Here is a 14,711-nt window from a genome sequence, read left to right as displayed (position 1 = left end):
CATGGGAGAAGCGATTGTCGTAACCTCGGGCAAAGGCGGAGTTGGCAAAACGACCACAACAGCCAATATTGGAACCGCACTTGCATTGCAGGGCAAAAAAGTATGTCTGGTTGATACCGATATTGGGCTGCGCAATTTGGATGTAGTCATGGGGCTGGAGAACCGGATCATTTATGATCTGGTGGATGTGGCAGAAGGGCGCTGCCGGTTGAATCAGGCACTGGTCAAGGATAAGCGTTTCGATGAGCTGTACATGCTGCCTGCGGCCCAGACCAAAGACAAGACCTCCGTGACCCCGGAGCAGGTGAAGGATATTATTCTTGAACTCAAGAAGGAATATGAATATATTCTGATCGATTGTCCTGCCGGGATCGAGCATGGCTTCCGCAACGCCATTGCGGGTGCCGACAAGGCGATTGTTGTCACTACGCCGGAGCATGCGGCAGTGCGGGATGCAGACCGGATTATCGGTCTTCTGGAGCAGTCCCATGTGGAGTCGCCAAAGCTGGTCGTTAACCGTATTCGGCCTGGCTTGGTGAAGTCGGGGGACATGCTGGACATTGAGGATATCCTTCAGGTACTGAACATCGATCTGATCGGAATTGTTCCGGATGATGAGCTGGTCATTAAAGCGGCGAACAGCGGGGAACCGACGGTGATGAATCCCGACTCTTCTGCAGCGATAGCCTACCGTAATATTGCCCGGCGGATTCTGGGGGACGCAGTGCCTCTGATGCAGCTGGACCGCAAGCCGGGGGCTTTCAAGAAATTAAAGAAATTTTTCGGCATGGCTTGAACCTGCTGCAATCAATGCTATAAAGTTATCCCTTAGATAAAAAATCCCGCCGGCAGAGAAATCTGCGGCGGGATTTTTTGTGATAAATAGGTTGCCGGAGGGTTATGGGCTGTAGCCGCAGATACCAATAAGTTTTGGCGCCAAAAGAAAGCTCGCCGCATTTCCATGTTCCGCTTGGTTAAGGCTTGTTCTAAAGCACCTTCCATACTTCATAAAATGGATATAAAACAAGCCCCCGGAGGGATCAAGATGGAACAGAAATCAGGCGTTAAAGGCCGCCGTAAAGAACGTATCCGCAACCTGCTGGAGGACAAGCAGGATACTGTGGCAGTGCCGCCGCTTTTTGCTTTGCCCGAGAAGACAGCAAGCTTTAAGGAATGGGGAGCGGGTCCTAAAAATGATCTGGCTCCATCAGCGGAGCCGGATCCCGAGGTCATGTGGAAGGAACGCCGCGGGGGCTGGGAGGATGAGGGAGGCGGCGGCAGATCACATTTTTCTGCCGGATTTATCCGGCGGACTGTCGCAAGCCTCCTTGTATTCGGAGCAGTATGGGGCATATTTTTTCTGCACCAGCCCTGGGCGCTAAAGGCGCAGGATTTTGTTTCGGATGCCCTTAACAAGGATATGGACTTCGCCGCGGCCCAGGTATGGTATGAGGAGCACTTTGACGGTGCGCCTTCGTTCATCCCGATCTTCGGGGACGAGGAACAGCCGGCTCAAAAAGTTACGGCTGCCCACGCCTTGAGCGCTCCACTCGAGGGTAGTATTGTCCGTCCATTTGCGGCTACGCTGAAAGGTGTGGAAATTATGCCTGCGGAGGATTCAAAGGGTAGTATCACGGTGAAAAGTGTAGACACGGGACGGGTGTTATCCGTGAACAATGAGGCACAGGGCGGCATTCGGGTTACCGTACGCCATACGGGCAGCGTAACGGCAGAATACGGTCATTTGAGCGGAACAAAGCTTGCGGTGGATGACTGGATACAGAGCGGTGACACCGTTGGCTGGATGCAGGAGACGAAGGACGCTGAAACAGGGCTGCTTTTTTTTGCAATTATGAAAGACAAGACTTATATTGATCCTGCCGAAGTGGTATCGTTTGATTAGGATATTTGGCATTGAACTGTCGCTGCATCCGCTCTTTGTGCTGATTCTGCTCTTTTCCGTGTTAACTGGACAGTTTCTGGAGCTGCTTACGCTCTTTACTATAGTGCTTATCCACGAATTGGGACATGTCTGCGCAGCTTTACTGGCCGGTGTTACGGTCAGATCCGTTCAGTTGCTCCCCTTCGGCGGAGTGGCCGTGATTGAGGATCACGGGCGGCTTACGGCGGGCCGGGAGATTGGTATCGCGCTGGCTGGACCGCTGCAGAACGGAATCATGATCCTGCTGGCTGTTATGCTCCAGCAGGCAGGTGCAGGCAGTACGGCTTTTCTTGCTTATTTTATTCAGGCGAATGCGATTATCGCTCTCTTCAATCTACTGCCGGTTCTTCCCCTGGACGGGGGCAAGGTTCTTCAAGCTGCGCTAAGTATGTTTCTGCCGTATTATTATACTTTGCTGTGGGGCGGCAGAATAAGCATCGGAGCTAGTGTGCTTGTCATTGGCTACGCGCTGCTGCCGCTTGGGACGGGCGGCGGCCTCCGGCTGAATCTGCTGATGATCGGGGCGTTTCTGCTCTATTCCAATAGGACGGATCATCGGAATCTGCCCTACCGCTTCATGGCATTTCTGATGAACAGAGAGGCAATGTACGCTCGCCATTTGCGTTCCAATAGCGAAGCACGACCGATTGTTGCGGATTCCGCGAAACCTTTAGATGATATATTGCGTCTATTTAAACGTAATCAATATCATTTTATTTATGTGATGAACGATGATAGAAATATAGTAGCGGTTGTTCCGGAGCAGCGCCTGATCTCTACTTATTTTGGAAAGTAGAACAGGGCTTCCGTGCGTCCGGTGGCGATGAATGATTGATTGAAACCCAGAGGTGAAGCCATGAAACAAATGATCGTTCACTGCACACAGCATGTTACCCGGATGGCTCTTCTGGAGAACGGGAGGCTGGTGGAATATGCGGCCGAACGCGACCAGCAGCAAGGTTTGGTCGGCAGTTATTACAAGGGCCGGGTTATGAATGTTTTGCCAGGCATGCAGGCTGCTTTTGTCGATATTGGACAGAAGAAGAATGCTTTTTTATATGTAGACGATGTGCTGCATCCCCATTTGGATAAGCAACCAGCGGTGAAGCCCTCCATTGAGACATTGCTGCAGCCCGGCCAGGAGCTTGTCGTTCAGGTCCGCAAAGAGCCGCGGGGCGGCAAAGGAGCACGTGTGACCACCCACTATACACTGCCGGGACGCTGGATGGTATACATGCCGTTTGCAGAATACGTAGGAGTTTCCAAAAAAATCAGCCGGGAATCCGAACGGAGCCGGCTTAAAGCGATGGGTGAGCGGCTGCGGCGCAGTGAAGAGGGGCTGATCATGCGGACAGTCTCCGAGGATGAGCCGGCGGATGCCGTCGAAGGCGACCTGTCCTTTCTGCGTGCGCAGTGGGAGATGATTGTCCGCCGCGCCGAGGAGGCCGTAGCTCCGGCCCTGCTGCACTGCGATCTGAGCATCGTTCAGCGATTTATCAGGGATGCCTTCAATCCGCAGCTTGATGAGCTGATGATTGATTCGGCTCATGCGGTGAGGGAAGCGGAGGCATTCCTGGATGATATGGCTCCCGAAGGGTACAAGCCTGTTGGATTGTACCGGGGACAAGAGTCCATCTTTACCGCATATGGTGTACAGGAGCAGCTGCATAAAAGCTTCAACCGGAAGATTATTCTGGAGGGCGGGGCAACGCTGATTTGGGACGAGACAGAAGCGCTGACCGTCATTGATGTCAATACGGCTCAATACACCGGGAGTACCACGCTTGAGGAGACCGTAACGCGAACAAATCTGCTGGCCGCAGAGGAAATTGGCAGGCTTATCCGTCTACGCGATACCGGAGGTATCATCATTGTTGATTTTATTGATATGGAGCGCGAAGAGCACCGCAGGCTAGTAACGGAACGGCTGGAGAGTGTGGCGAGCCGGGACCGCACCAAGACGCATATTCTGGGCTGGACACATCTTGGTCTGCTGGAAATGACCCGTAAGAAGGCACGGCATGACTCGGCTAGCTTTGCCCCTGTGATCTGCCAATGCTGTGGAGGGACGGGGAAAGTTGGAGCCTGGCTGGAATAAGAATAATCAGCAAATCCAAACAGCTTCATTTATCAGCTTCTCTATACCATTGACTATCTGGATTAAGTATGATAATATCTTCAAGTATGTGTTTGATTGTTCTAATCCTGCACATGCTGTAACCGCTCCGATCGGGTACATAAGCGCAGATTTCTACGGGGATTTGCCACCTAGACTAGGCGAGTCTGAGACATGAGGAGGTGCAAGTACAATGTATGCAATTATCGAAACTGGCGGTAAGCAGTACAAAGTCCAAGAGGGCGATGTATTGTTCATTGAGAAGCTGGAAGCTGAAGACGGCGCAAGCGTAACTTTTGACCGTGTATTGGCTGTTTCTAACGAAGGTGGTCTGACTGCAGGAACTCCGCTGGTAAGCGGCGCGTCTGTAACAGCTAAAGTCGAGAAACATGGTAAGGGTCATAAGGTTGTAGTTTACAAATACAAACCTAAGAAGAACTACCACAAGAAACAAGGCCATCGTCAACCGTACACTAAAGTAACTATCGAGAAGATTCAAGCGTAAGAAGGTGCGTTAATGATTAACGTGCGGATTACACGGGCTTCAGCTCAAGGTACGATTGTCGGTTTTGCCGTTAAAGGGCATGCGGAATATGCGAGGAAAGGCTGGGATATCGTCTGTGCCGGTGTTTCCACAGTTACATTTGGAACGGTGAATTCGATTGAGAAGCTGACTGGTGTTGTTCTGGATACTTCAATGGATGACGGATTTTTAAGCGGAACCCTGGTTCCGGTGAGTGATCCTGAAGACTCCGCCAAGATCCAGCTTTTGCTGGAATCCATGGTTGTCATGCTCAGTGATATCGCAGAATCATACGGGAAGTATATTAAGATACAGCAAGTTATTATTTAAAGAAGGAGGTTGACCAACATGTTGAAATTGGATCTTCAGTTTTTCGCATCGAAAAAAGGTGTAGGTTCCACAAAAAACGGACGTGATTCCCACTCGAAACGTCTTGGCGTGAAACGTGCTGACGGTCAAGCAGTAACCGGCGGCAACATCCTGGTTCGTCAACGCGGAACTAAAATTCACCCAGGCACTAACGTAGGCATCGGTAAAGATGATACGCTCTTCGCATTGGTGGATGGCGTAGTGAAGTTCGAACGTTGGGGCCGCGATCGCAAAAAAGTGAGCGTGTACCCGGTTGATGTCGCTCCGGTAGCAGCGGCACTGGAAGCGTAAGCTTTCCGAACATTATTTGCATGTAGAAGCCTCCGGCATGAGTGCCGGGGGCTTTTTTGAAATATAAGAATTTATATGCTTCACGCTATAAATTATCCTTCTATTTCTCGCTGAAACGGATACCGCCCTTTTGAGGACGGCGAAGCCGTTTCCACTTGACAAAATGGGATTCATCTTTTTAGGGTCGCCACAAAGTATCTGCGTAAGCATCGAACCCAAGACCCCACTTTGTGGGGTTATTTTGCAGGGGGAACTGATATTTCATTCACTTGCTCTCTGAATGCTAATGATTGCCGTGAAAGCCTGTGTTATACTGGAAAATGGCATATGCTTCATCAATGTGAATATTGAATTAGACATGAATTTTGCGAACTGAGGGACGGGGAGAAAGAATGAAATCCTGGAAAAGTTTCGTCTGGGCAGTCATGTTATCCGTAGTGCTTCCTTTAGGTCTCGTGTATTGGCGTACCTCCCTTTTCACATGCCTGCTGCTTGGAATATGGGTAGCTGGGGTGCTTGCTTTCAGCTTTATTTACAACCGGCGTCATTTTGAAGAGGAACTGCGCATACAGGAGAAGACTCTGCAACAGGCGGCGAACCGGACACTGAATCATCATCGTCATGATTGGATGAATGATCTGCAGGTGCTTTACGGATATATCCAGCTGGGCAAGCCTGATAAATCCGTGCAATGTGTGGAAAGAATAAAGGAACGTATAGCGCTTGATAGCCGTATCGCCAAATTGGGAATCCCTTCGCTGGTGTTTTATTTGCAGTCTTTCCGCACATTCCGCAGTAATCTGGAGCTGGAAGTGCAGGTGGAGGAAGGCTTGCAGCTGGAGGACAAGCTAAGTCAGGAGAAAGGCGACGAGCTTACTTCGGTGATTATGCAGACGGTAAGGGCATACCAATACAGTGGACTTGTTCCGCAGGGCGATACCCAAAGACTCCGCCTAAGCTTTATACAGGATGGAGGAGACATTCTGATCTCTTTCGAAGGCGAGGATGAGCATAGCAATCCCGAGCTGCTGCAGGGGCAAATTTATAATATAGTCCAAGGAAAAATTATGAAGGCGGAGCAGTTGGAGCAGGACAGAGCTCATGTGAAACTGCGTTTACCGCTGGAGATGTAAGGAAGGTGAACATGAATGTTCGTAGATAAGGCTAAGATTTATGTTAAAGGCGGCGACGGAGGCGATGGACTGGTAGCGTTCCGGCGTGAAAAGTATGTGCCGGAAGGCGGGCCTGCCGGCGGTGACGGCGGACGAGGCGGCGACGTTATTTTCCGGGTGGATGAAGGTTTGCGTACACTGATGGATTTTCGTTATCAGCGCCACTTTAAAGCAGAACGTGGTGTAAAGGGACGCAACAAGAGTCAGCATGGTGCTAATGCCGAGCATATGATCGTGCGGATTCCTCCGGGAACTGTATTGATCGACGACGACACCCAGGAAGTGATCGCCGATATGACCCGTCACGGACAGCAGGTTGTTGTAGCGCGCGGCGGACGGGGCGGACGGGGGAATACCCGGTTTGCCACTGCTGCCAATACAGCGCCTGAGCTGGCTGAGAACGGGGAAGAAGGCCAGGAACGTTATGTAGTGATGGAACTGAAGGTAATGGCTGATGTAGGCTTGGTTGGATTCCCGAGTGTCGGGAAATCGACGCTGCTGTCGGTAGTCTCCGCAGCTCAACCGAAGATCGGAGCTTACCACTTCACAACGATTACTCCGAACCTGGGTGTGGTGGATGTTGGTGACGGCCGGAGCTTTGTCATGGCGGATTTGCCCGGACTGATTGAAGGGGCCAGCGAAGGCATCGGCCTGGGCCACGAATTCCTGCGCCATGTCGAGCGCACGCGCATTATTATCCACGTCGTGGATATGTCCGGTTCCGAGGGGCGAGATCCCTTTGAGGATTGGGTCATGATTAATGATGAGCTGAAGCAGTACAATGCGAGTCTGATTGACCGTCCGCAGATTGTCGCGGCGAACAAAATGGATATGCCTGAATCAGAGGAGAACCTCACTTCTTTCCGTGAACGGATTGCAGAGCTGCGTCCGGATCTGGAGATTATGCCGATCTCCTCACTTACCCGCCAAGGGGTGCAGGAGCTGCTCTACCGCGCTACGGATATCCTTGACAGCATTCCGGTTGCTCCGGTGGTTGAAGAGGTGGCAGAAACCTCTGAACGCAAGGTATATAAGCTGGAGGCGGAAGAGGATAACTCCTTCACCATCACCCGCGACAACGATGCGTTTGTTGTTAACAGTCCGCGCATTGAGCGGATGATCAAGCGTATGCAGTTGAGTACGCATGATGCGATCCTGAAGCTGGCCCGTACCCTGCGCCACATGGGTGTAGATGCGGAACTGCGTAAGCGTGGGGCTGTAGAAGGCACGATTGTCCGCATTGCCGATTTCGAATTCGAGTTTGTAGAGAACAGCAGCTACTATTAATAGTGGTACAGGCTGCACGTTACACGCTATAAAGCAGATAGAAGAAACGCCGACTACGTTTTTCCTGACAAGGAGGACGGAGGCGGCGTTTTTTTTTTTTTTTTGTAATATTCTGTTTGGTTTAGGTTAATTGGCATACATTAAAGTGGTGAGAGACTGTCCGTTTGCTGCTTAGAGGATGTAGGAAGCTTCATTCTTGCAGCGTATTCATGGCCCCCGTGTGAAAATGTGTTGCGTTATTCGGGCTGAATCCTATATAATGTCCACTAAGAAAACACAAAAGTCTTTGGGGTGAGGACGTTCGTGAAAGAACGCTATTATTTGGTCCGCGAGGACATATTGCCTGATGCTGTGCTGAAGACGATGCAGGTCAAACAGCTGCTTGAGGCGGGAGATGCCAAGACGGTGCACGAGGGTGTTGAGAGGGTTGGACTTAGCCGCAGCGCTTTTTATAAATATAAGGACGGCATACATCTGATCCATCAACTGGAGCGCGAACGCATTGTCACGATCTCCATTGATCTGGAGCATGAGTCCGGTATGCTGTCCAAGGTACTCGGCTGTGTGGCAGTTCACGGAGCCAACGTGCTGACGATCCACCAGAGTATTCCGCTCCAAGGGCGGGCCAATGTTGTGATCTCCGTGGAGATCTCGCATTTGAATGAAGAAATGGGCGATATGCTTGATGGCCTGAAGGAAATTGCTGGAGTGAAGCGCGCTTTTATTATCGGCCAGGGTTAAGATGTTTACGAAGCAGTTTTATTGCGATCATTATTCTGTGAAGTATAGCTTCATATAACTTTTAGGAGGATTCAAATGAAGCCGGTTAAAGTTGGTTTATTGGGGCTGGGAACAGTAGGTACGGGCGTGGTCCGTATCGTAGAAGGAAATCAGGAGGATCTGAGCAGTCAAGTGGGCTCCCCGATTCTCATTGAGCGCATTGCTGTGAAGAATACGGATAAACCCCGTGAAATCGAAGTAGATGCCTCCAAAGTGACTTCAGATCCATGGGAGGTTATCCGTGATCCTGAAATTGATGTCATCGTCGAAGTGATGGGCGGCATTGCCGGAACGAAGGAATATATCCTTGAAGCGCTGGAACGCGGCAAACATATTGTAACCGCCAATAAAGATTTGATGGCGCTGCACGGCTCGGAGATTCTGGCCAAAGCGCAGGAGAAGCAATGCGATGTGTTTTATGAGGCAAGTGTAGCCGGAGGAATTCCGATTATCCGCACGCTGATCGAAGGCTTTTCATCAGATAAGATTATTAAGATTATGGGGATAGTGAATGGAACAACCAATTACATACTGAGCAAAATGAGCCAGGAAGGCGCGTCCTACAATGATGTTCTTAAGGAAGCGCAAGGACTGGGATATGCTGAGTCTGACCCGACCTCCGACGTTGAAGGTCTCGATGCTGCACGCAAGATGGCGATCCTCGGCACGCTTGGCTTCCGTACAAATGTTGAACTCAGTGATGTCAGTGTGAGCGGCATCTCGGGAGTGAGCAAAGAGGATATCGCGTTTGCTAAACGTCTTGGTTATGAAATGAAGCTGCTAGGAATCGCGGAATGTGAAGACGAGGCGTTCAGTATCAGTGTTCAGCCGACCATGATCCGGGCCAGCCATCCGATCGCTTCCGTCAACGGTGTCTATAATGCGGTGTATGTATTCGGGCAAGCGGTAGGAGAGACTATGTTTTATGGTGCGGGAGCAGGTGCGATGCCTACAGCAACCTCTATCGTTGCCGATCTGGTGGCGGTTATCAAGAACCTGAAACTGGGCGTTAACGGTCTCAAGCAGATTGTCCCGTATAAGCAAAAGAAGCTGAAGAGCGACGAGGACATCTTTTTCAAGAACTTTTTGCTGCTGCATGTAGATGATAAAGCGGGTGTGCTGGCGAAGATCACCCAGGTGTTTGCCGAATACGATGTCAGCCTCGATTCCGTTGTGCAGCAAGCCAACCCAAATAATCCTGATGCGGAGATCATAATTGTGACGCACAATGCAAGCAAGGCGAGTATGAATAAGGTAATGCGGCATTTGGAGCAGCTTGCGGTCATCCACCGGATCAAGAGCCACTATCGTGTGGAAGGCTGACAACGGAGTAAGTTCCAGATATCAGGAACCGCGTAAAAATAACGAAGGAGATTTCATCAGCCATGAGTATTTACGGAAGGTCTAGAGTTAAAGTCCCTGCCAGTACCGCCAATCTTGGACCGGGTTTTGATACACTTGGTATGGCCTTGTCGCTGTATGCCTGGATTGAGATGGAGGAAGCTGCGGAAACCGTGTTTCACCTACATGGTGATGAGATGAAGGGTGTGCCCCAGGACAAGAATAACTTGCTCTACCAGGTAGCCCAAATGGTTTTTGCGGAAGCTGGGGTTACCATCCCTGAGTTGTCGATTTCCATGTATTCCGAGATTCCGCTGACACGGGGGCTTGGCAGCAGCGCTTCAGCCATTATTGGCGGAATGGCAGCAGCTAATGCTATGATTGGTTCACCGCTGGACAACGGCAGACTGTTTGATATGGCCACCGCACTGGAGAAGCATCCCGACAATGTTGGAGCGTCCCTGTTCGGGGGAATCATTACGGCTGTCTGGGATGGCGGGCATGCCGACTATATCCGTCTGGAGCCGCCACAGGATCTGGAAGTGCTTGTTGTGATCCCCGAATTTGAGCTGGCCACGGTCAAAGCGCGTGGGGTCATTCCCTCCGAAATCACGGTGGGCGATGCGGTGTTTAACATCAGCCGCACCTCGTTGCTGACGGCGGCACTGGCCTCTGGCAGGCTTGATCTCATCAGCCGGGCCATGCAGGACCGGCTGCATCAGCCATACCGTGCGCCGCTGGTGCCGGGGATGGAGAAGCTGCTCGCCGAAGCCCCGCAGCATGGGGCGCTGGGAATTGCTCTTAGTGGCGCGGGCCCTACACTTCTTTGTCTGGTCGACCGGCGCGAGGGCAGGAAGCAGGAGCTTGAGCAATTTTTGAAAGAAACGATGCAGCAGCACGGTATCCCGGCCCGCACTCGCTGGCTGCCTCCATGTACTTCCGGGGTTACCACTGAGCTGCTTGAAAGAAACGGGATGCAAAAGCAATCATTTTTGGATATGATAAAAGGAGAAATACAGTCATGAAGTCAATAGCGGTATTGCCGCAGGGTACCGTCTCCCACGAAGCGCTGCTGCACTTGTTTGGTGCTGAGCCAGTAAAGCTTGAACATCATAAGCTGATTTCCGACGTTTTTCTCTCTACGGCAGGCGGTGCCACTGATTACAGCGTCATTCCCATTGAGAACACGATTGAAGGTTCGGTCAGTCTGCATATCGATTGGCTCATTAATGAAGTGAATCTTCCAATGCAGGCGGAGTGGATATTTCCGTCGATACAGAATCTCATCAGCAACCCGCAGGAGTTCAAGGATGACAGTGGATATAAGGATTATACTAAGATCGTAAAGATCCTTTCCCATTCTGTCGCCATGGCGCAATGCCTGCAGTTTATCCGTGAGCATGCCCCTTGGGCTGAGCTGGAGTCGGTCGGAAGCACTTCCGAAGCAGTGGAAATTGTAAAGAACAATCCGGGCAAAGGTTGGGCAGCAGTCGGCACGGCACTCGGTGCCGCAACGCATGGCTTGGAGATCCTTGACCGGAAAATCACAGACCACCATAATAATTACACAAGGTTTGTCCTTGTAGGCCCGCACAAGCTGAAGCTTCCCCGCAAAAGTGTCGGAGACAAGACAAGTATTCTTGTAACCCTGCCGGAGGATTTTCCGGGAGCCTTGCATCAGGTGCTGTCTGCATTTGCATGGCGCCGTCTAAATTTATCGCGTATTGAATCACGGCCTACGAAGAAGAAACTGGGTACTTATTATTTTTACATTGATGTGCTGGAACCGATAGAATCGGTCCTGCTCCCGGCGGCGATTGAGGAGATCAAAGCATTGGGCTGTCAGGTGCGGATTCTGGGCTCCTATCCCACATACACCTATGAGGAAGAGAAAGCGGAGGTGCAGTAAGTTCATGGCTGAGCAATGGATCTATCTGGATGGACAACACGTAACAAAGGAAAATGCAAAGGTATCCGTTTTTGATCATGGATTCTTATATGGAGACGGCATTTTCGAAGGCATTCGCATTTATAACGGCAACATTTTCAAATGCAAAGAGCATCTGGACAGGCTGTATGATTCGGCCAAGTCAATTATGCTGGACATTCCGCTGACTTACGATGAAATGCTGGAGGCTATGGCTGAGACGATTCGCTTGAACGATATGCGCAACGGCTATATCCGTCTGATTGTTTCGCGGGGTCCCGGAAATCTGGGGCTGGATCCACGGCGTTGCCCTAAGGCGAGCGTGATTATCATTGTGGAGCAGCTGGCTATTTATCCGGAGCAGGCTTATCTTAACGGTTTGCGGGCAGTTTCCGTATCACAGCGGCGCAATATCCCAGATGCACTGAATCCGAAGATCAAATCACTCAACTACCTCAATAACATCCTCGTCAAGATTCAGTCCAATCTCGCTGAGGCTGACGAAGCGATTATGATGAACGCTCAAGGGTACGTAACGGAAGGTTCGGGGGATAATATCTTCATCGTCAAAAGAGGTGTGGTGTACACGCCGCCTTGCTACCTTGGTGCACTCGAAGGAATTACCCGTCTGGCCATTATCGAACTCTGTGAGAAACTGGGACTTCCGCTGAAGGAAGAGCCGTTTACCATGCATGATGTCTATATTGCCGACGAAGTCTTTTTCACCGGAACGGCAGCCGAGGTTATTGCAGCCCGTGAAATCGATGGACGGATTATCGGAGCAGGGCATGCCGGACCGATTACACTGCAATTACTTGAAGAATTCCGTAATGCGGTGGATAAAGACGGCTACAAAGTCTGGGAATAGTGATTCAACTAAATTCATGATTTAACATAAGCAAATCCTTTCATGCCAGTCATGAAAGGATTTTTTTTGTTCACATGATGTCAATCGCCCATGGGCTGCATAAGATGTAGTAACGAAGGAGGCGGCTGTACCGCATTTTACGATGCTTGAGAGCAGAGCCGGGAAATCGGAATTGCCTAGAGCGGGGGTTGCAGCATAGCTGTAAAGAATGCATCGCTTCACAACTCTTTGGCATATGCCGTCTAGGTCAGGACTGTGTCGTGCTGATCTGGATGCATAGGCTCACAAAATTTGTAGGAGGTAAATGCTGCGTGAAAATACACATTGTTAAAAAAGGCGATACGCTGTATGCATTATCACAAAAGTATGGAGTAACGCTCCAAAAGATTATTGAGGCTAACCCGCAGATCAGTAATCCTGAAGTGCTTGTTATTGGGGATAAAGTTAAAATCCCTGCGGCTCCGATGCTTGTTCCGGAAAACAATGAGCTTTACTACAAGCACACCGTTAAACAAGGCGATACGTTGTGGAAATTATCCAAAGCATGGGGAATTACCTTGAAAGAGATCATTGACGCCAATCCGCATCTCAAGAATCCTAATGCGCTCATGACTGGTGAAGTTGTCAATATTCCCAAAAAGGCGAATGAGCCGACTCCAATCCAGGCTCAATCCATGCAACCTATGCAATCCAATGCCAATGCAAATGCCAATGCAAATGCAAATGCAAATGCTACTCCGGTTCAACCGCTTGCTGTATCGCCTGAGGTGGTAGATAAAACAAAGGTTGGCGGAAAAACCTATACCGGACCGAAGGAAGAGCCCGTTCAGATAGTTTCCCCTGTCTCAACCCCGGCTCCGAATCCCGCACCGGCTCCTATCCAGGTTGCCGCACCTCTTCCGAATAAAGCACCTGAAGTAGCTCCCATTCAGGAAGTAGTGCATGAAACACAAAGTCTGTTTGTACAAATTTCTGTGCCTGCGCAAGAAGCCATAACCTATGAGATGCCCAAAGAAAAGGAGAAATCTGAGGTGCAGCCGGCAACCTGGCCTGACCTTAAGGACGGACCATGCGAAAAAACAGCAGGTTATCCTGGATTAAACGAAAATCCATATTATTTCGATTGCCCGCCGGCATATCCGTACTATGAGCAGCCAATGCCAATGATGGGTATGAATGCGGCCCCAGGTTTTATCCAGCCGACTGCTTATATGCCGGACTGTGCTTCTCCGTATGATTATCCGGGTAACATGTATCCCGCAACTGACTATTCCAATGCTTGGTATCCAAATGCAGCTCCTGAGTATGTAAATGCGACTATGGCTGAGAATAATCCTCCTGTTGATTATTCTGCGTACGCAGTTCCGCAGTACGGCGGTCAGTCCATGAACCTTCCTTGGCCGACCTGCGGCTGTGGTGGAGGAATGCCGAATCAGCCCTATACTTATGAACAGCCTGCATATAATAACATGTCGCCCTATATGCCACAGCCCGGTGCGGTTTCTCCTTACGGAGCTGGACCCTTCTCAATGCCGAATGAGGCCGCTGTTGCACCGTTGGGAATACATGGGATTCCTGGATATCCGATGTATCCGGGGATGGAGAATTATGCTCATCACAACCGTGTGCCAGAAATTCTTGAGCCGGAGATTATTGCGCAGAATGTTCCTCAAGCAGCGGAAGCCGTCAGTGCAGGAACCGCAGTTAAGAACAAAGCCAGCACGGGAAAAGCGGGTACTCCTAAAGTTAAAACCTCAGGTCTAGCTGGTGACAAATCAAATAAAACTGCACCTAAACAACGTTCGAAGCAATCAGGCCGCACGGGAACTTCGAAGAAAAGTAAAAATCCATGGATATCAAATTAAATTAGCTTTGGATTGAGATTTACGTATTGCACCAGAGGGCCTGCATCATAAGATGCAGGCCCTCTGGTGTTTGCTTATTTATCATTAGGAAGAGTGTCATGCATAGTATAGCTAACGATACTAATAGTACTAAAGTGAAAATGGTAAATCCTGTGGGTTGTTTTTGTTAGAGGTTACATGTTATATTATAAATCCAGTCGCAAGCAGAAGGAACGCTTGAATGATTGGAA

The 14,711-nt window shown here is 50.2% G+C and carries 15 protein-coding genes and 1 other annotated feature; all 15 genes read left to right on the top strand.

Annotated features, from left to right (window positions below):
* The first annotated feature begins 1 nt into the window (after position 1).
* The 15 genes from minD to MHI45_RS11290 all read left to right on the top strand — a co-directional run bounded on the left by minD (position 2) and on the right by MHI45_RS11290 (position 14,481).
* Positions 2 to 796, top strand: a complete 795-nt coding sequence (gene minD, locus MHI45_RS11360) for a septum site-determining protein MinD (RefSeq protein WP_038595685.1) — start codon at positions 2 to 4, stop codon at positions 794 to 796.
* Between the two features lie 249 nt (positions 797 to 1,045).
* Positions 1,046 to 1,903, top strand: coding sequence for a M23 family metallopeptidase (locus MHI45_RS11355; RefSeq protein WP_038595682.1), 858 nt, complete (start codon positions 1,046 to 1,048; stop codon positions 1,901 to 1,903).
* Positions 1,896 to 2,738, top strand: coding sequence for a M50 family metallopeptidase (locus tag MHI45_RS11350; protein ID WP_038595680.1), 843 nt, complete (start codon positions 1,896 to 1,898; stop codon positions 2,736 to 2,738). The genes MHI45_RS11355 and MHI45_RS11350 overlap by 8 nt, the downstream gene beginning before the upstream one ends.
* 60 nt (positions 2,739 to 2,798) lie before the next feature.
* Positions 2,799 to 4,040, top strand: a complete 1,242-nt coding sequence (locus MHI45_RS11345; RefSeq protein ID WP_038595677.1) for an Rne/Rng family ribonuclease — start codon at positions 2,799 to 2,801, stop codon at positions 4,038 to 4,040.
* Between the two features lie 110 nt (positions 4,041 to 4,150).
* Positions 4,151 to 4,237 (top strand) — a sequence feature (ribosomal protein L21 leader region).
* A gap of 14 nt (positions 4,238 to 4,251) precedes the next feature.
* The gene (rplU, locus tag MHI45_RS11340) at positions 4,252 to 4,563 is read left to right on the top strand and encodes a 50S ribosomal protein L21 (RefSeq protein ID WP_036698983.1); all 312 of its coding nucleotides are present in this window, start codon (positions 4,252 to 4,254) and stop codon (positions 4,561 to 4,563) included.
* Between the two features lie 12 nt (positions 4,564 to 4,575).
* Positions 4,576 to 4,911 carry a ribosomal-processing cysteine protease Prp gene (locus MHI45_RS11335; RefSeq protein ID WP_038595672.1) on the top strand — a complete coding sequence of 112 codons (336 nt, stop codon included), beginning with the start codon at positions 4,576 to 4,578 and terminating at the stop codon, positions 4,909 to 4,911.
* 18 nt (positions 4,912 to 4,929) lie between these two features.
* Positions 4,930 to 5,241, top strand: coding sequence for a 50S ribosomal protein L27 (gene rpmA / locus MHI45_RS11330; RefSeq protein WP_019908993.1), 312 nt, complete (start codon positions 4,930 to 4,932; stop codon positions 5,239 to 5,241).
* Between the two features lie 392 nt (positions 5,242 to 5,633).
* The gene (locus tag MHI45_RS11325; RefSeq protein WP_341119063.1) at positions 5,634 to 6,374 is read left to right on the top strand and encodes a Spo0B domain-containing protein; all 741 of its coding nucleotides are present in this window, start codon (positions 5,634 to 5,636) and stop codon (positions 6,372 to 6,374) included.
* Between the two features lie 15 nt (positions 6,375 to 6,389).
* Positions 6,390 to 7,700, top strand: coding sequence for a GTPase ObgE (gene obgE, locus MHI45_RS11320; protein WP_341119062.1), 1,311 nt, complete (start codon positions 6,390 to 6,392; stop codon positions 7,698 to 7,700).
* A 303-nt stretch (positions 7,701 to 8,003) separates the two neighbouring features.
* A complete protein-coding gene (locus MHI45_RS11315) occupies positions 8,004 to 8,441 on the top strand; it encodes an ACT domain-containing protein (protein WP_038595667.1) in 438 nt (145 codons plus the stop codon).
* A 75-nt stretch (positions 8,442 to 8,516) separates the two neighbouring features.
* Complete coding sequence (locus MHI45_RS11310; protein ID WP_038595664.1) at positions 8,517 to 9,803, top strand: homoserine dehydrogenase; 1,287 nt, start codon at positions 8,517 to 8,519, stop codon at positions 9,801 to 9,803.
* 62 nt (positions 9,804 to 9,865) lie between these two features.
* Positions 9,866 to 10,846: a homoserine kinase gene (gene thrB, locus MHI45_RS11305; protein ID WP_038595661.1), complete on the top strand. Its 981-nt coding sequence runs from the start codon at positions 9,866 to 9,868 to the stop codon at positions 10,844 to 10,846.
* Positions 10,843 to 11,730 (top strand): prephenate dehydratase, encoded by an 888-nt coding sequence (gene pheA, locus MHI45_RS11300; protein WP_038595659.1) that lies wholly within the window; start codon positions 10,843 to 10,845, stop codon positions 11,728 to 11,730. The genes thrB and pheA overlap by 4 nt, the downstream gene beginning before the upstream one ends.
* Positions 11,731 to 11,734: 4 nt before the next feature.
* Positions 11,735 to 12,616 (top strand): branched-chain-amino-acid transaminase, encoded by an 882-nt coding sequence (gene ilvE / locus MHI45_RS11295; RefSeq protein WP_038595656.1) that lies wholly within the window; start codon positions 11,735 to 11,737, stop codon positions 12,614 to 12,616.
* A 311-nt stretch (positions 12,617 to 12,927) separates the two neighbouring features.
* Positions 12,928 to 14,481, top strand: coding sequence for a LysM peptidoglycan-binding domain-containing protein (locus MHI45_RS11290; RefSeq protein WP_076114053.1), 1,554 nt, complete (start codon positions 12,928 to 12,930; stop codon positions 14,479 to 14,481).
* Positions 14,482 to 14,711: the final 230 nt, after the last annotated feature.

The organism is Paenibacillus sp. FSL H3-0321, from assembly GCF_038002865.1.
Taxonomy (GTDB): domain Bacteria; phylum Bacillota; class Bacilli; order Paenibacillales; family Paenibacillaceae; genus Paenibacillus_AQ.
Note: the sequence above shows the minus strand (reverse complement) of the source record. Positions and strands in the feature narration are given on the sequence as shown.

What these genes read in the sequence shown, in the direction of transcription:
- MHI45_RS11355 (WP_038595682.1), top strand. Translation starts at nt 1,046, where the DNA reads ATGGAACAGAAATCAGGCGTTAAAGGCCGCCGTAAAGAACGTATCCGC.
- rplU (WP_036698983.1), top strand. Translation starts at nt 4,252, where the DNA reads ATGTATGCAATTATCGAAACTGGCGGTAAGCAGTACAAAGTCCAAGAG.
- MHI45_RS11345 (WP_038595677.1), top strand. Translation starts at nt 2,799, where the DNA reads ATGAAACAAATGATCGTTCACTGCACACAGCATGTTACCCGGATGGCT.
- ilvE (WP_038595656.1), top strand. Translation starts at nt 11,735, where the DNA reads ATGGCTGAGCAATGGATCTATCTGGATGGACAACACGTAACAAAGGAA.
- obgE (WP_341119062.1), top strand. Translation starts at nt 6,390, where the DNA reads ATGTTCGTAGATAAGGCTAAGATTTATGTTAAAGGCGGCGACGGAGGC.
- pheA (WP_038595659.1), top strand. Translation starts at nt 10,843, where the DNA reads ATGAAGTCAATAGCGGTATTGCCGCAGGGTACCGTCTCCCACGAAGCG.
- MHI45_RS11325 (WP_341119063.1), top strand. Translation starts at nt 5,634, where the DNA reads ATGAAATCCTGGAAAAGTTTCGTCTGGGCAGTCATGTTATCCGTAGTG.
- rpmA (WP_019908993.1), top strand. Translation starts at nt 4,930, where the DNA reads ATGTTGAAATTGGATCTTCAGTTTTTCGCATCGAAAAAAGGTGTAGGT.
- MHI45_RS11310 (WP_038595664.1), top strand. Translation starts at nt 8,517, where the DNA reads ATGAAGCCGGTTAAAGTTGGTTTATTGGGGCTGGGAACAGTAGGTACG.
- minD (WP_038595685.1), top strand. Translation starts at nt 2, where the DNA reads ATGGGAGAAGCGATTGTCGTAACCTCGGGCAAAGGCGGAGTTGGCAAA.
- thrB (WP_038595661.1), top strand. Translation starts at nt 9,866, where the DNA reads ATGAGTATTTACGGAAGGTCTAGAGTTAAAGTCCCTGCCAGTACCGCC.
- MHI45_RS11335 (WP_038595672.1), top strand. Translation starts at nt 4,576, where the DNA reads ATGATTAACGTGCGGATTACACGGGCTTCAGCTCAAGGTACGATTGTC.